At 36.7% G+C, this 22,257-nt stretch carries 27 protein-coding genes and 1 riboswitch; of the genes, 4 read left to right on the plus strand and 23 right to left on the minus strand.

All coding sequences use genetic code 11. The features are described 5' to 3' along the window. Positions 1-77: 77 nt before the first annotated feature. Positions 78-611 carry an amidase domain-containing protein gene (locus NST00_RS01420; RefSeq protein WP_096550180.1) on the minus strand — a complete coding sequence of 178 codons (534 nt, stop codon included), beginning with the start codon at positions 609-611 and terminating at the stop codon, positions 78-80. Positions 612-825: 214 nt separating this feature from the next. Here NST00_RS01420 and NST00_RS01425 point away from each other — a divergent pair, with 214 nt between their 5' ends. Beyond that, positions 826-1,854, plus strand: coding sequence for a DUF2804 domain-containing protein (locus NST00_RS01425; RefSeq protein WP_340710140.1), 1,029 nt, complete (start codon positions 826-828; stop codon positions 1,852-1,854). Positions 1,855-2,063: 209 nt separating this feature from the next. Here NST00_RS01425 and NST00_RS01430 read toward each other — a convergent pair whose 3' ends face one another. From NST00_RS01430 to NST00_RS01440, 3 genes are all read right to left on the minus strand, one after another. After that, the gene (locus tag NST00_RS01430; RefSeq protein ID WP_340709533.1) at positions 2,064-2,954 is read right to left on the minus strand and encodes a DMT family transporter; all 891 of its coding nucleotides are present in this window, start codon (positions 2,952-2,954) and stop codon (positions 2,064-2,066) included. Positions 2,955-3,097: 143 nt separating this feature from the next. Beyond that, positions 3,098-3,817, minus strand: a complete 720-nt coding sequence (locus NST00_RS01435; protein ID WP_340709534.1) for a glycerophosphodiester phosphodiesterase — start codon at positions 3,815-3,817, stop codon at positions 3,098-3,100. Positions 3,818-3,885: 68 nt separating this feature from the next. Beyond that, a complete protein-coding gene (locus tag NST00_RS01440) occupies positions 3,886-4,461 on the minus strand; it encodes a TetR/AcrR family transcriptional regulator (RefSeq protein WP_168411888.1) in 576 nt (191 codons plus the stop codon). Positions 4,462-4,560: 99 nt separating this feature from the next. On the opposite strand from NST00_RS01440, the gene NST00_RS01445 reads away from it, so the two are divergent. After that, the gene (locus NST00_RS01445; RefSeq protein ID WP_340709535.1) at positions 4,561-5,085 is read left to right on the plus strand and encodes a hypothetical protein; all 525 of its coding nucleotides are present in this window, start codon (positions 4,561-4,563) and stop codon (positions 5,083-5,085) included. 53 nt (positions 5,086-5,138) lie between these two features. Here the strand turns inward: NST00_RS01445 and NST00_RS01450 are convergent, their stop codons facing one another. From NST00_RS01450 to NST00_RS01530, 17 genes are all read right to left on the minus strand, one after another. Next, positions 5,139-6,326: a hypothetical protein gene (locus NST00_RS01450; protein WP_340709536.1), complete on the minus strand. Its 1,188-nt coding sequence runs from the start codon at positions 6,324-6,326 to the stop codon at positions 5,139-5,141. A gap of 42 nt (positions 6,327-6,368) precedes the next feature. Continuing rightward, entirely contained in the window at positions 6,369-7,136 is a 768-nt protein-coding gene (locus NST00_RS01455; RefSeq protein ID WP_340709537.1) for a hypothetical protein, read from the minus strand. Positions 7,137-7,168: 32 nt separating this feature from the next. Beyond that, entirely contained in the window at positions 7,169-8,521 is a 1,353-nt protein-coding gene (locus tag NST00_RS01460; protein ID WP_340709538.1) for an S-layer homology domain-containing protein, read from the minus strand. Positions 8,522-8,605: 84 nt separating this feature from the next. Beyond that, positions 8,606-9,055 carry a hypothetical protein gene (locus NST00_RS01465; protein ID WP_016838777.1) on the minus strand — a complete coding sequence of 150 codons (450 nt, stop codon included), beginning with the start codon at positions 9,053-9,055 and terminating at the stop codon, positions 8,606-8,608. Positions 9,056-9,070: 15 nt separating this feature from the next. Then, positions 9,071-9,376 carry a hypothetical protein gene (locus NST00_RS01470; RefSeq protein ID WP_016838776.1) on the minus strand — a complete coding sequence of 102 codons (306 nt, stop codon included), beginning with the start codon at positions 9,374-9,376 and terminating at the stop codon, positions 9,071-9,073. A 97-nt stretch (positions 9,377-9,473) separates the two neighbouring features. Further along, positions 9,474-11,621 carry a heavy metal translocating P-type ATPase gene (locus tag NST00_RS01475; protein WP_340709539.1) on the minus strand — a complete coding sequence of 716 codons (2,148 nt, stop codon included), beginning with the start codon at positions 11,619-11,621 and terminating at the stop codon, positions 9,474-9,476. Further along, positions 11,608-11,985 (minus strand): ArsR/SmtB family transcription factor, encoded by a 378-nt coding sequence (locus NST00_RS01480; protein ID WP_096550173.1) that lies wholly within the window; start codon positions 11,983-11,985, stop codon positions 11,608-11,610. The genes NST00_RS01475 and NST00_RS01480 overlap by 14 nt, the downstream gene beginning before the upstream one ends. A 154-nt stretch (positions 11,986-12,139) precedes the next feature. Next, positions 12,140-12,337 carry a hypothetical protein gene (locus NST00_RS01485; RefSeq protein WP_339289397.1) on the minus strand — a complete coding sequence of 66 codons (198 nt, stop codon included), beginning with the start codon at positions 12,335-12,337 and terminating at the stop codon, positions 12,140-12,142. Positions 12,338-12,430: 93 nt separating this feature from the next. Further along, complete coding sequence (locus tag NST00_RS01490) at positions 12,431-12,559, minus strand: hypothetical protein (protein ID WP_016837695.1); 129 nt, start codon at positions 12,557-12,559, stop codon at positions 12,431-12,433. Positions 12,560-12,665: 106 nt separating this feature from the next. Next, positions 12,666-12,962, minus strand: coding sequence for a rhodanese-like domain-containing protein (locus NST00_RS01495; RefSeq protein WP_340709540.1), 297 nt, complete (start codon positions 12,960-12,962; stop codon positions 12,666-12,668). A 15-nt stretch (positions 12,963-12,977) separates the two neighbouring features. Beyond that, positions 12,978-13,319 (minus strand): rhodanese-like domain-containing protein, encoded by a 342-nt coding sequence (locus NST00_RS01500; protein ID WP_016837693.1) that lies wholly within the window; start codon positions 13,317-13,319, stop codon positions 12,978-12,980. Positions 13,320-13,389: 70 nt separating this feature from the next. After that, positions 13,390-13,647, minus strand: a complete 258-nt coding sequence (locus tag NST00_RS01505) for a metal-sensitive transcriptional regulator (protein WP_016837692.1) — start codon at positions 13,645-13,647, stop codon at positions 13,390-13,392. A 105-nt stretch (positions 13,648-13,752) separates the two neighbouring features. Further along, entirely contained in the window at positions 13,753-13,890 is a 138-nt protein-coding gene (locus NST00_RS01510; RefSeq protein WP_016837691.1) for a hypothetical protein, read from the minus strand. Positions 13,891-13,960: 70 nt separating this feature from the next. After that, the gene (thpR, locus tag NST00_RS01515; protein WP_016837690.1) at positions 13,961-14,536 is read right to left on the minus strand and encodes an RNA 2',3'-cyclic phosphodiesterase; all 576 of its coding nucleotides are present in this window, start codon (positions 14,534-14,536) and stop codon (positions 13,961-13,963) included. A gap of 39 nt (positions 14,537-14,575) precedes the next feature. Then, entirely contained in the window at positions 14,576-14,893 is a 318-nt protein-coding gene (locus NST00_RS01520; RefSeq protein WP_016837689.1) for a DMT family transporter, read from the minus strand. After that, positions 14,875-15,231, minus strand: coding sequence for a DMT family transporter (locus NST00_RS01525; protein ID WP_016837688.1), 357 nt, complete (start codon positions 15,229-15,231; stop codon positions 14,875-14,877). Before NST00_RS01525 ends, NST00_RS01520 begins: the two co-directional genes overlap by 19 nt. 40 nt (positions 15,232-15,271) lie before the next feature. Continuing rightward, a riboswitch (guanidine-I (ykkC/yxkD leader) is annotated at positions 15,272-15,362 on the minus strand. A gap of 59 nt (positions 15,363-15,421) precedes the next feature. Next, positions 15,422-17,113, minus strand: a complete 1,692-nt coding sequence (locus NST00_RS01530) for an FAD-dependent oxidoreductase (RefSeq protein ID WP_340709541.1) — start codon at positions 17,111-17,113, stop codon at positions 15,422-15,424. A gap of 380 nt (positions 17,114-17,493) precedes the next feature. On the opposite strand from NST00_RS01530, the gene NST00_RS14930 reads away from it, so the two are divergent. Together NST00_RS14930 and NST00_RS01535 are read left to right on the plus strand one after the other, a co-directional pair. Beyond that, a complete protein-coding gene (locus tag NST00_RS14930; protein WP_168411909.1) occupies positions 17,494-17,712 on the plus strand; it encodes a hypothetical protein in 219 nt (72 codons plus the stop codon). A gap of 777 nt (positions 17,713-18,489) precedes the next feature. After that, entirely contained in the window at positions 18,490-19,422 is a 933-nt protein-coding gene (locus NST00_RS01535) for an aldo/keto reductase (RefSeq protein ID WP_016837685.1), read from the plus strand. 639 nt (positions 19,423-20,061) lie between these two features. Here the strand turns inward: NST00_RS01535 and NST00_RS01540 are convergent. Together NST00_RS01540 and NST00_RS01545 are read right to left on the minus strand one after the other, a co-directional pair. Continuing rightward, complete coding sequence (locus tag NST00_RS01540; RefSeq protein WP_408056482.1) at positions 20,062-20,985, minus strand: 1,4-dihydroxy-2-naphthoate polyprenyltransferase; 924 nt, start codon at positions 20,983-20,985, stop codon at positions 20,062-20,064. A gap of 116 nt (positions 20,986-21,101) precedes the next feature. Then, the gene (locus tag NST00_RS01545) at positions 21,102-21,980 is read right to left on the minus strand and encodes a GNAT family N-acetyltransferase (RefSeq protein ID WP_016837683.1); all 879 of its coding nucleotides are present in this window, start codon (positions 21,978-21,980) and stop codon (positions 21,102-21,104) included. Between the last annotated feature and the right edge of the window lie 277 nt (positions 21,981-22,257).

Below are 22,257 nucleotides of genomic sequence, written 5' to 3' on the forward strand. Positions count from 1 at the left end.
ACTTGTTGAATTTAAATATCCATTATTAGAGCCTCTATTCTTTATTATATAACACACTTCCTATTCGGTCGAAAACGTTAATAGAATATATCATCTATTTTAAAGAAATAATATTGTATATTTGGCGTATAGGCATATGAATTGGAATAATCATAGTGTCGGTCCGCACTAGGTCCTGTATGGGCATGAACGTAAGGAACACCATCAATCACGCTTGTCACAATAGTGCTATGATCGATGACTCCATTCCCTTGAAAGTCATAAAAAATTACATCTCCAGGTTCTAATTCGGAAGGAGTATAAACACGCTTAGCCGTTAACCCTGCTTTAGAACTCTCCAAATACCATCTTAAACTATGAGCAACCGCCCAACTATAACTCCATGTTTCATTTGGATAATAGTATTCTCTCGCTCCAACTTTCCAGCCATCCGTAATCCACCAACCCTTGTTTCGATTCGGATAACCTGACATCGGAGCTCCTCCTGCACGCAGCGCTTGTGATACAAAATTTGTACAATCCACTGTAAAAATAGGATAATTTGGATTAAACGAATCCCACCAAGTTCTTGCATAATCGACAGCTGCTTGCCGATTGTAATAAATTGCTATTTGCTTACCTCCTTTTTTCCATCATCTTATGAATAAATCGCTGTTTTCTGAACTTCCTACATATTGTTCTAATCAAGAAAAAATTGTAAAATTCTGATACAATATTATTTATGAATATCTATGTATCCACATTATTTTCATGGTAAATTTTTGAAATTTCATCATATATTTATTAGGGAATTCTTTTGAATTATGGATTGAGAGGATGTTGACATTGGTGCAGCATGCTGAAAGAGAAATTTTTGAGTGGACTAGTTTATGCGATAAAAAGGGAAATTTAAATCCTGCTGCTATTGGTTATGCTAGAAAACCAATTATCGAATGTAATTTATCTGGACATTTTATGCGAAAGAAGAAATGGAATTATTGGTGTTGTTACGGAGAAGATGTATTATTTTCTGTTACGATCTGTCATTTTGATTACGCTGTTTCTTGCTTTATTTACTTTCTAGAATATGAAACTCAACGTTTCTTTGAAAAAACCGTTACTATTCCATTAGGCGTTGTAAAAAAATTAAAAATGCCAACTCGTGTACTTGAACCAATTCGATTTACAAACAGCGAAATCAATGTCAATATCTCTTATTTTCAAAATCAAACATTGCTAGCGGTCAGTTGCGATAACTTTGATAACGAGCCCCTAAATGTTAATTTGAAGATATTGCATCCTGTTGGCGACGAATCGTTGAATGTCGTCGTGCCATGGAACCGCCACACTTTTCAATTTACCGCCAAGCATCACATACTGCCTACGAAAGGATTTATCAAACTTGGAAATAAGCGATATGAATTTTATGAGGAAGAGAGCTTTAGCGTATTGGACTTCGGAAGGGGTGTATGGCCACGGGAAGTGATATGGAATTGGGCAAATGCTTCCCAGCGTCTACGCAATAAGCGAGTGGGGTTAAATTTTGGAGGCAAGTGGACGGACGGTACTGGCATGACGGAAAACGCCGTATTCGTGGATGGAAAAATGACAAAAATCCACGAAGACGTCATTTTTGAATATGATCGCTCTAACTTCAAAAAACCTTGGTACATTACGACAAAGTTTACCGACTCCATTATGCTCACATTCCATCCATTTTTTGAAAGAGTAGCAAAAACGGATTTAAAGCTTGTGCAATCGGAAGTACATCAGCTAGTTGGCTATTATAACGGCAAAGTTAAATTGGAAGATGGAAGCACTCTCATTATTCAACAAATGTTAGGCTGTATTGAGGAACATGTTGCTAAATGGTAACTCCTGTTAGTAGAAAAAGCTCTGTAATTACAGAGCTTTTTTGCGTAGTTACAGGACATTTATCATAAATGATGAATAGTTTCTTTTGAATAATTAATTCATAATTCTTATAAACATGAATGGTATTTACTTCGAGATTGTTAAGCTCTTCTTCCGTTAAAGGAATAGGAAAACTTTTCGTTTACCCCCATTCCCTCTTTAATGCTCTCTTACAATTTCACCAATTTTCCCCTACTAGTAACTTTTTTCGGTTGAAACAATTCCCCCAACGCAGCTCCACCTAAAATTAACGCTGCGCCAATCATTTGGTGGAAGCTTAACTGCTCAGCTAAAAACAAAGCTGAAAAAACTAATGCTGAAAGTGGATCTAAATAACCGAGAATTGACACGGATTGAACGGGCAAATGACCGATGGAAGAAAAGTAGAAATAACAACCAATTCCCGTGTTAACAATACCTAATATAAGGATTGGCAGCCAATTTCCTTCAACTACATTTACAACTAATCCTTGTTTAAACATCATAAAAATAGCAACCGTTATAAAGCTAACGACTAATTGGCAAGTAGCGTTTTCCAAACCTTTTATCGTTACAGCCTTTTTATTAAAAATCACTATCATTGCATACATGATGGCTGAAAGCAGCCCGAAAATCAGCCCCCTAGAGATTTCACCTTGCAAAAAAGCTTCCTTGTTTACAAAAAGCATCCCTAAAATCACAGCTATAAATCCAAGCATTTTCGCCATCGTCATTTTTTCTTTAAAAAGTAGTGGCGATAGAATCATGACCATAATTGGACCGCAATAGTAAGCAAGGGTCGCAATGCTTACACCTATTTGTTTATATGCTTCAAATAAAAACAACCAACTTGCCCCCATCGCCACACCGGAAATCACTAAATACAAAAAGTGCAATTTATTTTTCCAAAACTGTACTTTCTGTTTCGTCAGCACAAAAATCAATATAAGCAATAAACTTCCGATGAGCGTTCGCAAATAAACGATTTCAACACTGCTCAATAAAATGTAACTTGCGACAATTCCATTCGACCCAAAGAGCAGCAAAGCAAAAATATATTTAATGTATGAGGCCGATTTCATGTTTTTCCCCCTATTTTAATCAACAAAAAGAGTTTTATATGTAATTATAAATAAAAGTCATATAACTAGAAACAGTTACTTTTTTAATCTTGAAAATAGAAAAAACCTCTTTGAATCTCGTTCGTTCAAAGAGGTTTGCTTTATTATTTATTTAGCACTTCGTACAGTTCTTCAGGACAATCCGTAATGATTCCTGCCACTCCTAAATGCAGTAACATTTTCGCTTGTTCTTTATCATTGATTGTATATACCCTAATAGGTATCCCAACTTTCAAAGCCTCCAATACAGGACGTCGCCTCACTGCCCTGTATGCTACATGTAGCGCATTTGCTGGAAATAAAGTTCGGTACCACTTCATGTTTAAAATGCTATAAGAAAACAACGGAGCAGTTTCGACATCTGGTGCTAGCTCTCCCATTCGCTTAACAGCTTCGTGATCGAAGGAAGAAATAATGACCCGATCTCTTAATTGAAATTGGTCTACTTCTTGTAAGACAAGTTCTTCCAGCCCTGGATAGACAAATTTATCTGATTTCAATTCAATATTTATCTTATGATGAGTATCTTTGAGTAAATCAAGCACTTCCGCTAATGTAGGGATTTTTTCGCCCTGAAATTTTGGATGAAACCAAGATCCAAAATCAAACTTACGTAATTCTTTCAACGTCATATCTTTGACATAACCTTTTCCATTGGACGTTCGATTAATTTTTTCATCGTGAATGACAACAATCTTCCTGTCCTTTGTAAGATGAACATCCAACTCGACACCGGTAATATTTAGCTTTGCCGCCGCTTTAAAAGCTGCGAGTGTATTCTCAGGATACTTTGATGAATAGCCTCTATGGGCAAAAATGTGCATGAAGTAACTCCCTTCACATAGATGTGATTCACTCTGTTCATGTAGGCTGTCTTGCACTCTTCGTTCAACTATTCCACAAAAATTCGATTCAACTCTTTCTCCAATAAATAGCGTATGCGGCCTCTTTCAATTGGAACCAGCCCCATTAAAATATGTAAAGCAATTCCGTCAATTAACGCATGCAACAAAACAATCTCTTCTTCCAAAAGGATATCCTCTTTTAATAAACCCGCTTTTTGCAAGCGGTGTAAAATCTCCACAATAACTTCATGCACTGATTCTTTTTGTAACTCCTTTTTGCGAATTTTATAGGAGATATACTCTAGCCATACTTGCATTTCTATTTTCTTTTCTTCAGGAGGAATCAACTCCATTAATATATTGAGCACTTGGTCTTTAGGAGGAAGATGGCTTTGGATGTGCTCCATTATTCGTTCTGTTACTTGTTCTTGAACGAGCTGCATCGCAAACTCCAACAGTTCTTCTTGCGTTTGAAAATAATGACGAACAGCTCCTAATGAAAGATTCGCCTCCTTTGCAATAGAACGAACTGAAGCACCTCCTAACCCCTCCCGTGCAATTACATTCCAAGTTGCTTTCGCGATGATTTTTCTTCTTTCTTCATGGTCAACAATTTTTGGCATGATTTTATTATAACATTTTTTAATACAGTTGTATTAAACAATAAAACGTAGTAATATTTTAATACAGATGTATTAAAAAAATGTGAGGTGAGCTATTGAATGCTTTTTTGGATCATTGCCGCTGAAATTGCTTTCTGGATTGTGATTATTGCAGGGCTTTTCACACGATATATATGGAAACGAAATAGACTCAGCATCTTCTTTTTCTTACTTACACCCGTTATAGATTTTGCTTTGCTAGTACTTACTGCAATCGATTTGAAAAACGGAGCCACAGCAAGCTTTGCCCATGGTCTTGCTGCTATTTACATTGGAGTTTCTATTGCTTACGGAAAATCTATGATTGCCTGGGCGGACAGCAAATTCCAAAGTTGGATATTAAAGAAGTCTTCTCAGAAACAAATCTTGTATGGCAAGGCTAAAGCTATTTATGAAATGAAAATGTGGGGCCGCCATCTTATAGCATTTATCATTGGAGGAAGCCTCCTTGGACTTATGATATGGTATATTGGGGAAGAAATTGATCCACTTATGCGCGTTTTAAATTTGTGGACTATTGTATTGGTTATAGACTTCATCATCTGTCTATCATACGTGATCTTTCCAAAAAAAGAGAAGAAATGAGGATAATTTTTGCGTACTTTGTTAGACAAGGTGCGTATTTTTATTGATTGTTACTAGATAATACTAGAGATTTCAAATACTGGTGATATATCCGCTGGGGAGCTTTGTATAGTTTGAGTTGCATTTGTCGTAATGTTGACTGCACACGAACCATATTCTCCACCACCATCTGGGGCGCCAGGACCGCCATTCGGACCAATCGTGAAGGTAATTGTCGCAGTTGTTGTACGCATAACCGCATCAGTAATCGTTAATTGTACCTTATATGTTCCTTCCGCAGTTGGTGTTACTTTCGTTAAGGCACTTGGACTGATGTAACTTCCATCATAGCGATTCATGTGCGGTTTTTCTGCATTGTCAATCGCTTTATTCGTTATGAGTCGCCCTTCAACCTTTTGTCCAACAATTGAAGGTCCTTCTACAACCTCTAACGTGTAATCTACAAAATTTCGGACTTCTCCAAATCGATTATCTGCGACATACTCAAATCCGGAAAAATCCATGAAGATCGGTTTATTCGGTGCGGAATAATCGTTTGTATTACGTAAAGTAAAAGTCGTAATATCAGGGTAATCTGTCCGATAAATGTGCAAACATGTTTCGTTTAATTCACAACTGTTTGATACATCAGCCCCTGAATAATCCGCTAAATCTCGAATATAATAATACTCTCCTAATACTTTCTTTGTGTAAGTTTCGATTGTATGTTTAGGAGTTTGATTTAATACATAAGTCGGATTTCCATTATACATTTGCTCAATATCCGACTCATCAAAGAATGACACTTGTTGCACGTTGAAGGTTTGAGTCGGTTCGCTAGGATGTACTTGTCCGTAAGGCTTCGCATAATTAATATCTACAGGGCTTAAAATATACATGAAAGGCATTTTATACGCCGTAATCAATTCTTCTCTATATCGTCCTTCAGTCATAAATTCTTCGTTTACTCCCGGAGCCAATTGTCCACCATCATCAACGTGACCATGATAAATGGTTGGATAACGTAATGGTCCAAACCATGAAATTTTGCCATCAGGGGTGTTCCCCATCATTTTATTTTGACGACCCGCATATCCATTTGTTAGACCATTTGTAAACAACCAAGTTTCTTGACTATAATCAAACATTGGTATACTTTCATCATCTTCTCTCATTTGATACTGAGTACAGATTGAGTCATATTGAGCAATGGGTTTTGCGACCGGAAGCGTAATGTTTTGTTCTTTACTCGACTGATCCACTCGATAAGCCCCGTCATAAGCTCTCATAAAAAATTGAAGTGTTCAAGCATTTTCACGTAATTTCAGTGTCGCAGAACTACTGAATTTACCGCCACTTGAATTTACTTCTTCTTTTTCGTAAATCAGGAAAGGATTTGATTCTCCTTCCAACCATCCATAAATCTCGATATTGTATAACTTATTCGATTTTGGCATATATTCTTCAATTTCAAACTGAATCGTAATGGTTGATTCAGTTTTGTAGCAACCATTAATAGATGGTTGTTCTACAATTTCAAACTTTGTGACTTGCGGTGAAGAAGTATTCAATATATAGAGCGTATTACCGGATGTTGAATATTCATAACCTGCTACATCCAGCAAATCGGAAAATTTAAATTGGCCAAAGCCTTGTTTTGGAGCTGGAGGTTGAAACCAATAATATATGTAATGATCCTCCAGCTCTCTGTAGACCTTATTCGGATTTTCAGTAAGTACATCAACCCATTCATCCGCCGCAAGTTCTCCACTTACCATCAATCTAGTCAAAGAGCCATCTGACGAACGATAACGTCTCACTTGCCCTAATGTTTTCCCTGTATCTTGATTTACAACGGTCGTCAATCCATCATAGTGCCAATATGTTTTTCCATCTAAAGATGGAGTAATGGTAAGCACTATATCTTCATCAACCGTTGAATCGGGAGGGATAATCATCGCTGCATTCGCAATAATAGTCGGTAATGTTGGTAAATAAGGTAAAAATGTTGATAAGAAAATGATACTTATCATGAATAAAGTTTTGATTTTATGATTTCGGCCCTTTTTCAACCATACTCACCTCCTTTCCAAAGGGCAGTAGTTTAATATAATGGATTTGCAAAATCATACTTTTCACATCGAATACCGTTAAATTGTAGACACTGATATTGTGGTTTTCTCACATGAAGGATAAATTCCTCTCTTGCAGCATTTACTCCAATTTGTATTTCATATCCATCAATATAAATTAATTCAATATTACTGAATCCTACGTTATTTACATTTCTTCTCGCTTCTTCTGCTTTCTCCGAAATCATCGGACTTAAAATCTGTACAAATTTTTCTGGATAAGCAATTCTTAACCATGCTTGAGCTAGTTGTTCCGCATCTTTTTCTCGATAGTCGAAATTAATTTTCCCCATGTCCTCTCCATCACCGATGAAAAATAACATTACATTCATTAATCTTGGTGATGGATTTTTATATCCTTCTCGTGTCACTTGAAGTTGTGAAGTATATGCAAGCCCACCCATCGGCTGAATTTTAAGGCCCAAAGGACGTAATTCATTCAAACCTTCTTCATAGATTTTTAAACTAATTGGGTGATTTTTGAATGAGTTTACATTAAATGGTTTTCTTTCTAGGAAAACATCTTCATTTTCTTTATAGATAGTGATTAATTGTTTTGCGATTTCATCAGAAGTATTTAACATAATAAGATCTGAATCGTCTTCAATTTTTTTATCTTCCTCAGTCGGCAGTCCAATATTATTCATGGCTCTATACATGAATACCGCATAATGCATACGAGATAACGGTTCTGCTGAGCGGAACGTGCCATCTTCGAATCCTGTTGTGATTCCAGCTTTGTAAATCGCTTCAATATACGGAGCATACTGATGTAATTTTGGAATATCTTTAAATGTTTGTTCCGTTACCTTTTCTGGAATATCCAAATTGAAAGCAATGGCTAACGCTTTCGCCATTTCTCCGCGCGTCATATTTTGAGTTGGATTAAAGAATCTTCTACTATCCACTTCAAAAATACCCGCCATTTGAAGTTCTTTAATTTGGTCATGGTAAACATGTGTTGGTGGAATATCACGATATTGTTGATATGGTACAGTTGGTTTTAGGTCTGTTGCGCGGCTAACTAAGACCGCTGCATGTTGACGGCTAATCATTTGATTCGGCTTGAATGTGCCATCTTCATAGCCTGTAATAATGCCTTTGTTTACCATCTCGTTAATAATTTCAAAATACGTATGTGTTGTCGGTACGTCTTTGAATGTTTTTACCGCCGCAACCGTATAAACCGGTGTGCGTAATTCTTGTTGTAATGTTTCAGCATTTACTTCATTCACCATTGGATTGAAAACAGTTGGTACTGTTAAAGCCAATGCTAATGTGGATGCTGCGATAAATGACTTTTTCTTACATAGTTTCATATACATGACTCCCTCCCTAGAAACTTCTTTCTATACCTTTATTTTACCTTATATGCCGATAGTCGCAAATTTCGCTCGGTTGTTACGCTTTTAAACATGCTTCGTCAAAGGGAGTTGTGGAATAAACTTCTGAAAAGTAATTTCTTCGTCGCTACTAATAAATTCTTTGTCATTTATTCCGTATATCATAACGCCGTTTTCTTTTTGATGAATGGATACAACTCTGTATTTCATTCCTTTTTTGAGCTTGCGTAGGATGATGCCATTTCTTGAACATGTCCGAACATGATCGCCTAATACTTCAAGTTCTCCGAGACTAATAATGAATTGCTTCCTATCTATATCTTTAATGTATAAACCACCTTCAATTTCGCCGATATTACCTTCAACATGGTATAAATACTTCGTGGTTCCTTTATCTAAGTATTCTTTGCTTTCAATTAATCTATCACCCTCTTTTCGATATAAAGGAGTGACTAATGTACAAGTGATACTTCCAATCGGTTGTGAATGAGTTTCTTCCTTTAATAAGGACACCATAAAGCAACACCCCTTCTAATTATTTAGACAATCCATTTCGCTATATCCATTTTTGGCAGCATCCCTTTTAGATGAATAGATTTCATCTGCTTGATAAGGGAATTCGCATGACTCATACCAAAATCGCTTATATCCATCAACTTCTCCTGCTAAAATACGGTCTTTAAAATTCAAGCGAGAACCAACAAAGGCATACTTATGATAAAACACTGTATCCAGTTGGGAAGGATAGCCTTGGAAAAAGGCAAGTATCGAAATATCATCGACGGTGTTATACCAATCTTCTTTTGGTATGAGCGGCATAACAAACTTATAAGTCACGTCTAGTCGTAACTTTGAAAACCTCTTCCCAAATATTTACCTATCCCCAATAAAAAATTCCATCAGCAAAAATCAAATTATTGCTGATGGAATGACTTCATTCTCTAACTCTCAATAACCTCATACTATTTAAGGTAACTAATAATGTTGCGCCCATATCTGAGAAAATGGCAATCCAGAGAGTTAACCATCCTGGAACGACAAGTAGCAACGCAAGAAGTTTTACCCCTAAAGCAAAGGCGATGTTTGTTTTAATAACGGCTAATGCTTTGCGACTTAATTTGATCGTAAAGGGTAGTTTGTTTAAGTCATCGGACATAAACGCAACATCAGCAGTTTCAAGGGCTGTATCTGTTCCTGCACCACCCATAGCAATGCCAACTGTGGCGGCCGCTAAAGCGGGAGCATCGTTTACACCATCCCCTACCATCGCTACTTTACCATATTGTTTTCGCAACGTTTTCACAAACTCTAACTTGTCTTCAGGCATTAAATCCGCTTTTACTTCTAAAATTCCTGCTTCACTCCCTATGGCTTTTGCGGTTGCTTCATTATCGCCTGTCAATAACACCGTTTTTTCAATGCCGAACTCATGCAATTTTTCCAACATTTCTTTGCTAGATTCGCGAAGTTCATCTCTAACGGCAAAGATTGCGAGAATTTTTTCTTTTGTCCCTAAATACATCACCGTTTTGCCCTCGTTCTGGAGTATCGCCGTTTCCTTCTGGATAACTTCCGTCAAGCCACTTTGGAAAATCTCTAAAAATAAATTTGGACTTCCAATATAATACGACTCTCCTTCAATGGTCGCTTGAATTCCCTTGCCTGTGATGGATTTGAGTTGCTCCACCACCAATTCAGAATGATTCACTCCTGCCTCTTCCGCCTTTCTCACAATGGCCGATGCCAGCGGATGATTGGAGCTTTTTTCTAATGTATAAGCGATCTCCAGTACTTCTTTTTCATTTGACGCATCATCCATTACCTTCACATCTGTCACCACAGGTAATCCTTTCGTCAACGTACCAGTTTTATCAAAGGCGACAGCTTTCAATGAACCCATTTCTTCAAGATAAATACCGCCTTTGATGAGCACGCCCTTTTTCGCAGCAGAACCAATAGCCGAAACTATCGAAATTGGCGTTGAAATTACAAGAGCGCACGGACAACCAACAACTAATACTGCTAACCCCTGATAAATCCACTCTAGCCAAACTCCACCGAAAAATAATGGTGGAACAATCGCTACATGCAAAGCAATGATCATAATAATAGGCGTATAGTATTTTGCAAATCGGTCGATGAAGGCTTGTGCAGGAGCCCTTTCTGCTTGCGCTTCTTCAACTAATTCAATGATTTTCGATAAGGTTGTATCTTCTACATATTTTGTAATTCGAATTTCCAATATTCCTTCTTCATTGAGCGTCCCAGCGTAGACTTCATCTTTCTCCTTTTTCTCAACAGGAATCGATTCACCGGTAATTGCTGCTTCGTTTACAGTTGATGTCCCCTTCACCACAACGCCATCCATTGCAATCTTCTGGCCAGGTTTTACAATCATCATATCCCCAATCTTTATCTCTTCAACTGGAAGGATTAATTCTTCACCGCCTCGTCGAATCAATGCTTCATTCGGAGCAAGTTCCATTAACGAACGAATGGATTTTCTCGCTTGATCCATTGAATATCGCTCTAAAGCTTCACTAATGGCAAACAAAATGACGACGATGGCACCTTCCGCCCATTCACCGATAATAGCCGCACCAATAATTGCAACTGTCATGAGCGTTCGCATATCAAAGTCGAGATGGATTAAATTATTTAACCCTACTTTAAACAGCGAATATCCTCCTATGATGATAGAAGAAATAAAGAGCAACACAGTAATGAGATTATCTTCCCCATTTACAAAGGTTGAAATATACCCGAGAACAATCAGTAACCCAGAGAATAATAACGTTTGATATTTTTCATAAAAGGGAACTGTCGATTCTTGCTGATTCTCTTTTTTTGTCGAGGATTTTCGAATCACTTTATCCGGATATACTTTTAAATTTTCAAAGGCTCCTGCTCGTTCCAATTCTTCTACTGTCGCATGCCCAAATACGGTGATTTTAGATGCGCCAAAATTGACTTTTGCATCCTCCACTCCCGGCAATGCCTTCACATTCCGTTCAAATTTCCCCGCACAATTTGCGCATGAAAAGCCTTCTACACGATAAATTTGTTTCTCAACTTCTTTCAACTTTCGTCACCTCTTGTTGGTGCTTGAAAGCAATCTCTATGAGCTGCTTCACGCAATCATCATCGAGAGAATAATAAACAAGTTTTCCCTCTTTCCTATATTTTGCTAGCCCCAAATTGCGTAACAGCCTTAAATGATGGGAAGCAGTTGCAGTTGAAGCATTGATAATATTAGCTACATCACACACGCATAACTCTTCTTCCACGGCTAATGCATATGCAATTTTTATGCGTGTTTCATCAGCAAGGGCTTTAAAAATCTTGGCCACTTCCAGCGTTTTTTGTTGAGCAAGTTGCTCCTGAACTCTCTTTACTTTTACCTCATCGATACAGGTAACTTCACAAACATCGTGTTCTTTTGGCATATCGTTCCCCACTATCATTCAAATACTTATTTGAATATTAGTATATGATGTAAAAGGTTAATATTCAAATATTTATTTGAATGTAATAAATAAAAAAATCCGTACATCTAGTAGAAGATGCACGGTTTGAATCGTATTTCCTGACAACACTTGCTTAATTCCATACAGCGACCATAGGTGAAATCATGATTAGTAATGCAAAACCTGCAATAAAAATAGGCTTTGTAGATGCTCGTTCATACTTTATAAATGAAGCAATCGAATAAACGAGGGAAAACACAAAAACAAACGGCCAAACAAACCAGGTCCAATAAAATAATATAGCTATGCCATTTAAGACTTCTATCAACATTTCTCCATCCCCCATTCAAACAAAGCTAAATGCACAAAACAATTAGTTAAATTTTACTATAAAATAAAGCTGTTCCTAAATAGTAGAACAGCTTTATTTTCTCGGAGGTACTCGAACATACCCTCTCTTCTTCACTCTTTTCAAGGCAGCTTCCGTAAATGCTTTAAATAGTCCTCGTTCTCTCTTTGGTGCACTAGGCTTTGGTAATCCAGGGATTCTCACAATAAACAACTCCTTTTGTATATCTTATTTAGAGATGAACAAAAGTATTCTTCACAAGAAAACTTGTTTTAAACGTGAAATCCCTATAATTTATTAAACAAAACGACTACTCAACTTCCCCTTCCCAAGCACTCATGCCACCAATCATATTTGTAGCATTAAACCCATTATTTTCTAAAATCGTTGTTGCTAGGGCACTGCGACCACCTGCTAAACAAACGACAATATACGGTTTATCTTTTGATAATTCATTCATGCGAATAGGAAGTAACCCTAAAGGAATATTGATTGCTCCCTGAATATGCCCTCCGTGGTATTCCTCTATTTCACGAACATCCAGTATATTTAGACGCTCTCCACCTTCTAAACGTTGTTGCACTTCTTTCGCACTAATTTCTTTCATGCATAAATCCTCCTTTTAATTTTTCCAAGCATTCATGCCTCCACGAACATTTGTGACACGTTCATAACCTAGCTTTTTTAATTGTTTGCAAGCTTGGCTACTTCTCATCCCGCTTTGACAAATGACAATGATTTCTTTATCTTTTGGAAGCTTTGTAAAATCTGAACCTAATGGCAAGTTTTGAAATTGTCGAATATGATTGGCTTTATATTCTGCAGGAGTTCGTACATCAATCAATACTTTGTCCTTGTCATTTAACATATTCTTCAATTCGTTTGTTGAAATAGTATTCACATTTACCGGCTTTAAGCGCCATGCAATGAACACAGTGATGACTGCTAACACTATCCATTCCATATTTTCACCCCCTATACCCTTATAGGTATAATTTTTATGCTAAATAAATAGCTGTTTATACAGCTATCTTTTATCGGCTCTTTACGATTAAATTAATGGCTTCTTGTACTAATTCATCTACATCTTCTGATTTACTATTATTCATACATTCAATTAAATTTTCGCTTACAATAACGCCAATTGTTCGATCGACTGCAGAACGCACAGCGCTAAGTTGAGTTACAACATCTTTACAATCTTTTCCTTCTTCCATCATGCGCAGTATTCCGCGTATTTGCCCCTCAATACGTTTAATGCGATTTTTTGTTTTCGCATCATATTTTTTCAATTATGTATCCCTTCTTTCTTGACGCTTATTCTAATTTCAGTTTATACCCTCATAGGTATAAAGTCAACTATAATAAAAGCGATTCAAGGAACGAATCGCTTTATTTCATCTACGAATCATGATTAATAATCCAGACATTATAATGGAAAACTGAACGGATTGCAGCGGTTCACGGTCATAAATAAAAAAGTAAGCAATAGCAAATAAAAGTATTAAGTATACGAAAGCTTGTCTTAATTTCATAAGCAACCCCTTCATCTGTCTTACTACTATCCTATTAAGGAAGGGGTAAGCTTATGATACGGATTTTAATTTAACCGCCTGGAATTGCTAAAGGAAAGCTTACATACTCATGATATTTCGGCGTTCGATCTAAATGTGTTTCGTAAAGAACAATTTCCGTTACATTGAAAGAAAAGGTTTTTCCATCTTTCTCTCGAATTTGTAATAACGTTCCTTCTTCAAAAGCATCCTCACTCTTCCATTTTCTCGCTAACGTGATATGCGGACGGAAAGGTTTTTTATCCAATTGAAAACCCGTTTTTTCACATTCCCTATATACCTTTTTTTGGATGGAATCGAGCTGTTCTGATGATTCCACATCTGCCCAAAAAATTCTGGGAGCCTTTTTCGGACCGAAAATCCCTAAGGAATTCAACGTCAAGGTGAAAGAAGATTCTTTTTCTAAGATTGGTTTTACCTTTTCCACGACTTCATTTAGCATCGATTTTTCAGCAAACCCTAAAAAAGCTAAGGTGATGTGGTAATCTTCCGGATGGACCCACCGGGCAAAAGGGAAATCTCCTTTTCTCGCTTGAATCCATTCATATAAGAAATCTTTTGCTTCTTTCGGTAATTTTACTGCAAAAAAATAATGATGCTTTGCCAATAAAATCCCCCGTTCCTAATTAACAATTCATTATAGTATTTACCCCTCTAATAATTTTAAACCAATCACCGCTAATAGAATGGTAAAAATACACACGATTCTTTTCCAATTACGTGATTCTTTGTAAAAGAGCATACCAACTAGGGTACCACCGACAACACCTATTCCTGTCCAAACTGCATAAGCTGTTCCCATTGGAATTGTTTGCATCGCAAATTGCAATAGAAACAAACTTCCAACAAAACTTGCACTAAATATCACAATCGGTCTCCAACTGCTACGAGCTGCATATTGATTCATCGCCGCAACAACTAACGTTTCCAATAATCCAGCTATAATTAACGCTCCCCATGCCATTCCTTATTCACATCCTTTTTCTCTTCATCAGTCACAAGTTTCAATCCAATCACACCTGCTAAAATGAGCAATATGAATAAAATTTTTAAAAGATGAAAAGGCTCGCCAAAAAATACAATTTCACTGATGACAGCCCCTATACTCCCTAATCCAACAAATACCGAATATACTGTACCTGCAGGCAAATATTGAGATGCATTGATTAATAAATAATTGCTTAAGATGATGGCGATGATCGTTCCTAACCATTCAAGGAAAGTACCTGCATGAGCAAGACCAATAACCCAAAGCACTTCAAATAAAGCTGCGATATAGACTTTCATCCACTGTTTGTTCATATTCACTCCTCCAACAAAAAAAGCCTAAAGAGATAGATTTATCTCCCAGGCTTTTATCCTTCCGTGTACGCAAATGCGTCGTTTTCTCTCGGACCAGACCTACAAATAGCGGAACCCTAGAAAACTGTTTTCTTGTTTAATTTGATAATTATTGTGCCATATTGGCAAGAAAGTTGCAAATTCGAACTGTTTATTTGAAATTGTAATCTGTTACGATTTTTTCTCTGCTCGTTGTCACATCTGTAAAGTATTCATATAAACAAATCCCTAAAAATGAACCGGAAACGTTATAAACATTTTTAAAGCCTAAGTGTTGTAAGATTTTTACTGCATTGTAGCTCCGTTGTCCTGAGCGGCAATGGATATAAACCGGTTTATCACGAGGAATTTCATCTACCCGCTCGCGCAATTCGCTCAACGGAATGTTAATAGCATTTACTAAATGGCCACTTTCAAATTCATGGTTTTCCCGAACATCAATAAATGTTGCTCCTTGTTCAACTAAGTTTCGCACTTTGGAAACGTGAACTTGCTTATAATCTGCATGTAAAATATTTAATCCGACAAGAGCAGCGATATTCACAACATCCCTAGCGGTGCTATACATTGGAGAATAGGTTAATTCGAGCTCTTTTAAATCTTCAAGGGTACCCCCCATCGTAATTAAAGCGGCAATCACATCAATTCGTTTATCTGCATTTCCTTTTCCAATGGCTTGAGCACCAAGGATTCTACCTGTGGGTACTTCAAAAATGAGTTTAAAATGAAGCGGATTGCTGTTTGGCATGAGTCCCACTTTATCCGGTGCAATCACATAAACACTATCATATCTGATGTTAGCCTCTTTTGCTGCTCTTTCATTTAATCCCGTCACGGCACAATTTAAGTCGAAAATTTTGACGCTTGATGAACCAATAACTCCTTTATTATTTGTTTTTTGACCATATATATGGTCTGCTGCCGCTCTTGCCTGTCGCACAGCTGGTCCTGCTAAAGCAAGTCTTGTTGGTTTGTGCGTTAAGCGGTGGTACACTTCGATGGCATCTCCTACCGCATAAATGGATGGATCAGACGTTTGATAGTTGGCATTGACTTTAATGCCGCCCAACTCGCCAATTTCAAGTCCTGCTTCTTTCGCAAGAGTGATTTCAGGCTTTACCCCAATTGCCAGCACAACCGCTTGGGCTTCCACTTGTTTTCCTGAATTAAGTTCAATTGCATTTTCTGTTATTTTCTTCAGCCCATCTCCCACAATTAATTGAATACCATGGTCAAGCATTTCTTTATGCAGAATCTGCACCATATCTTCATCAAACGGTGCCATAATTTGCGGGGAGTACTCAACCAATGTGACTACTTTTCCAGCTTCTCTCAAGTTTTCTGCCACTTCTACTCCGATGAATCCACCGCCAATGACAGCAATTCTTTCTACATTCGACTGATTCACATATTGATGTAATCGATCAATATCGGCTACATTTCTTACAGTAAATACATGAGGCAGGTTCACCCCTTCAAAAGGAGGCACAACAGGATTTGCCCCCGGTGAAAGAATGAGAACATCATAGCTTTCCTTATACACTTCATTTGTTTCTAAATTTTTTATTTCTACTGTCTTTTCTTCCCGATGAATTCGAATTACTTCTTGATTTACACGGGCTTCAATATTGTATTTCGTTTTAAAGCTCTCAGGCGTCATCAACACTAATTTTTCTTTTGACTCAACAACTCTCCCTAAATAATACGGCAATGAACAATTGGAAAAGGACACGTGCGGCCCCTTCTCAAACATAATAATTTCTGCTTTCTCATCCAAACGGCGCACTCTCACAGCAGCTGTTGCACCACCAGCTACGCCTCCCACTACCAATACTTTCTTCATATCAAGCACTCCTTTATACCCTGAATGGTATTTTGTTTCATCCCCAAAACCTCTGTGCATCAACAGTAATTTTTCAAAGAAGAACTAATTTAATTACAATATATACCCCCATAGGTATTTTGTCAACGAAGCTTTTCTTAAAGAATGAATGTAAGACGCAGCATTATTAACATAAACAGAATTCCTTAAAGGAGCGGCAAAATGTAAAAAGAGGAAAAGGATGAGTGCTATTAGTGGACCTCGTATTAGAAGCACAAAAGGAAGCTTTAGAAACATATATATACGGAAATCAATAAAGCGTTAATTAACGGACTTTGTGCTTTATTGGAAATCCGCTTTTTTTCACTGGTATTGTCAATGAAACCCATTTTACTTTCTGAATGGGAAGAGGATGTATACATGATAAATGCACCTGTATATCGGGTAACAGTGGAAGCCCTATCATGAATGAAGATGGAAATGTAATTGGAATTATCTACGCAGCAGTAAGACATGAGAGTTGGCTGTTTGTCCCGATCGAATACTTACAAGAAAGAATAGACAATTGGCTCCCTCCTCACTGGGCTACTCTTCATGTTGTTGAAGGGCGAACTTCTTGAAATGCCAATTAAAGAGCACGCATTCCCTTCTTATCTTCTAAATTTTGACAGCCTTGCTGATAATTTTATTAATTAATATTCGACAATTTAATTCACATACATTTTGTACTAATGATTACTCGAAATAATACGACACATTATTTTATTAATATATAAAAATTAATTGATTTTTACATATCTTTTCATTTTAGATGTTTTCTTGAAATAACATTTAAATTTCGACATCCCCTTATCTCAATAAAGATATATCGTTAACTTAGTTGACATCAATATTCATTTCATTTTGGTTATTGTTAATGTTACCTTCTATTTTATTTAAATATCACGATTGTAAGATTATTATTTTTGTATTGAAACATACCCATTCTATCGTTTTCGACAGCACTATTCCTTTTTGTAAACATTAGTTCACAAAAAATCAGTTGATAGTATGCCTAATTCGTTTTTTTATCACGATTTTGACTTTATCTATTACACAATAAGAAATTATGCGCAAATTTTCACAAGAAACGTCAAACTTGCCACCTCTTTTGACAACCTTGTTTACAATAAATTTAAATCGAATTCTCAATATACCTATTTCTACTAATTTAAATATCTACTGACGCTCAGTAATTCGACAACCAAAAATTGTATATTCTTATATCGACAAAATCCACATTAGTTCAGCAGCCAATGTCCCTTGTGTTACAACTCATTTTCTCTTAGTTTTGTAAATTTCTTGTAATTAATATCAGCTCCCAGTAAATTAATAAGTAATAAGGGGGCATGATTTTTGTGGAGAAATATGTGCGATTAGGAAAATCAGATTTTTATGTGAACCCTATTGGATTAGGAGCGAATGCAGTCGGTGGACACAATATTCACCCTCATCTAAGTGAAACAGAAGGAAAAGAGCTTGTTCGTGTTGCCATCAAAAACGGAATCAACTTCATTGATACTGCATATTTGTATGGATTAGGGCGTTCAGAAGAACTCATTGGAGAAGTCTTAAAAGAAATGGGCAACCGAGATGAACTGATCATTGCAACAAAAGTCGGAGCTAAAATAGTTGATGGCCAAAGAGTAATGGACAACTCACCTTTATTTTTAAAAGAAGAAGTGGAAAAAAGTTTGCAACGCTTAAAAACAGACTATATTGATTTACTTTACATTCATTTTCCCGATGAGCAAACACCAAAGGATGAAGCGATTGGAGCATTGAAAGAATTGAAGGATGAAGGAAAAATTCGAGCAATCGGTGTTTCTAACTTCTCATTAGAACAATTACAGGAAGCAAATAAAGATGGCTATGTGGATGTGGTTCAAGAACACTATAACTTAATTTATAGAGATGCTGAAAAAGAGATGTTTCCATACACACTAAAAAACCAGATTGCTTTTATCCCATATTTTCCTTTGGCTTCTGGTTTGCTTACAGGAAAATATACAAAGGATACCGAAATACCTGAATATCGTCAAAAATCTCAGTTCTTCCAAAAAGAAACGTATGAGAAAATCGTAGAAAAAGTGGAACGATTACGCACAATCGCCCAATCGAAGGATGTAGAGGTTGCAAATGTTGTTCTTGCTTGGTATTTGACACGAGAAGCCGTAACTGCCATCATTCCAGGAGCAAAATGTGCTGCGCAAGTATTGAACAATTTAAAAACAGCCAAAGTATCATTAAGTAAAGAAGAAATTGAAGAAATTGATGAATTATTTAAATAATATGAGGATATGCACGCCAACAAAGAGCGGATAAGTTAATTTTCTAACTCACTCTTTGTTGGCTATTATTTTGTTAGATTTGACTATTATCCTTAGTAGCTTGACTATTATTGGTTAAATTTTGACTATTATCGTATTCTCCAAGAGGCGATTTTAGATGATTGACTAATAAGTTGAAGAGTGTGACTATTATCTTCTGTAGTTTGGCTATAACTGACTCGATTTTGACTATTATCATAAATTTCAAGAGCAATTTTTGTTTGATTGACTATTATGTTCACAAATTTGACTATTATGCTTTATAGAATGACTATTATTGTCATGGATTTGGCTATTATTCCCCCACGAGAATAACGAGCATTTCACATCATTCACATTCAGTATTTCCTCAAACTAAAGAACAATCCATCTAATTCAAGCGACACCAAATAAATTTCAGCATTTCTTTATTGCAATAAAAAATACTACTTTCCTACATCTCCTATTCACTTCTATTTAATCATCTTTTTATCCAACAAACAGTTATAATTTTTGTAAATTAACTTAACAGTATTGTTTTACTAAAATAAAATATCGCCTCCAAAAGGAAGCGATTCGTTCGAATGGGCAAGATTTTAACATAAACCTTCATTTATCCTACTAAAATATATATCCTAGTAACAACCCAGCTGATAATAAAAAGCAGAAAATTGTGTTCGTCATGGCTGTTGATTTCATGGCAATAGGCATAAACTGCATTTCGCTTTCGCCCTTTTGGAAGCCTCGAATAGCGTCTATAGGTTTTTTTACGCTTAACAGCACTACTAGCGCCCAAGGACTGATGCTTCCCGTCACCACTAATCCGACAATCCAAAAATAGGAGATAATAAAACCGATTGCTAGTAATCTCACTGCATTGGTTCTACCGATTAATATGGCAAGCGTCTTTCTTCCGCCTCTTTTATCTTCCTCAATATCTCGAATATTGTTAGCCATGTTGATTCCGCCTACTAATATCCCTGATGGAATGGAGAGGAGTACTGAAAGCAGCGTGACATCACCTGTTTGAATAAAATAGGCAATTAACACGAAAGCAGTTCCCATTAAAGCTCCTGCAAATAACTCACCAAAAGGGGTATAGGCAATCGGCAGCGGACCACCAGTATATAAATAACCTACCGCCATTCCAAACAATCCGATGACTACTAACCACCAACTAGAATTCGAGCAAATATAAACACCAACAATCCCAGCAAAAACATATAAAAGAATCGCTACCGCCAATACATTTTTTGGCTTCAAGCCGTGGCGAACGATTCCTCCGCCAATGCCAACCGATTCTTCCGTATCCAGCCCTCGCTTGAAATCGTAATATTCATTAAATAAATTTGTCGCAATTTGAAGTGCCAAACACGCAATCATCATCGTCAGAAATAGCAACCAATCGATCTTTGTATCATACAGTGCCATTACCGTCCCTAAAATGACCGGCGCAAAAGTTGCCGTTAACGTATGTGGACGAGTCATCTGCCACATAAGCTTTAATGATGAAATTTCGTGATTCTTTTCCATAACTGGTTTCATCCTCTTTCTATCATTCATGAAAACAATTATAACAAATTCCAATGATTCACAGGTACTTATGAAATGACATGAAAAGAAGCCCACAATTTTGTTGTGGACTTATATTCATTAGGCAATCAAGATTCCCCATACGCATAAAAATCTATTTGAATTGTCTTCTGGAATCCAGCCTTTTGATAAACTGATAAAGCTTGTTCATTTTCCATCTCTACTTCAAGGAAAATTTGTTTTGCTCCGCTTCGATAAGCAAAGTCTTTCACCCAGTTCAATAAAGCTGTCGCAATCCCTTTTCGTTGATGGAGGGGATGTACTGCTAAGGAAGTAATCCACTGGTTCATTTCTTCCTTTGAAGTAGTTACAGTTCCGACAACTTCTCCATCCTTTTCTGCAACCCAAATCACTCTTCCTGGAACTTTTGTATTCAATTCAATGAGTTCGATTGTTTCTTCCCTGAGGTCGCCAAATGTTTCTCTAAATATTTCAACAAGGGGTTCCAAATCCGTAGATTCGTTATACGGTCTTATATATATAGAATCATTCATTTCAACCATTTCCGCTTCCGCTTCAAAAGTCGCTTCCGAAAAGCTATATGTATATCCGTATTTTTCAATGATTTTTCTTCCGTATAGGTCATTTTCTAGGACAACTACTAATTCTCCAACAGCGTGTCGATCTTTAAAAGCTTTTGATAATAAACTAAGTAATGCATCATCTATGCCTGTTTGTCTGTACATAGGATCAACTAGCATGGTCCATTCATATGTATCCAAACCAATTCGATCTACCGCCGTAATAAGACCAACTAACTCATTTGTTTCTTCATCGTAAGCAAGGATGCAAAATCCCCTGCTATATGTTTTATTTAATAAAGGTAGATTTAAAGCATAGGAATAAGGGCATTGGTCCACTTCTGTTGCAAATCGAGATAAATTTTGAATTTCTTGATATGTTTCTTCATCTATAGGTAACGATGTGGTCATAAAGGCAATGTTCATCTTTAATACTCCGATCTATTTCTTTTACTTTTAACATTTTAGACAAAGCATTCGCCCACTGCAACAAGCTGCATCACATTCCCATAAATTACGTCATTCGCTCTTTTTCACCTTTTCTCTCAAGTTTCATCGCTTCATCCATTCTTCGTTAATAAAACGTCAAATATTTCTAAAAGTAACCGTTTGAAAAGTCATGTTGAGACAGCCGAGTGCAGTTGTATCCGTTAAAGTTTCGGGCTTTTTTCAACTCCCCTTGAGATATATAGCTTGGACGAAT

This window comes from Ureibacillus sp. FSL K6-0165, from assembly GCF_038004285.1.
GTDB classification, from domain to species: Bacteria; Bacillota; Bacilli; order Bacillales_A; family Planococcaceae; genus Ureibacillus; species Ureibacillus thermosphaericus.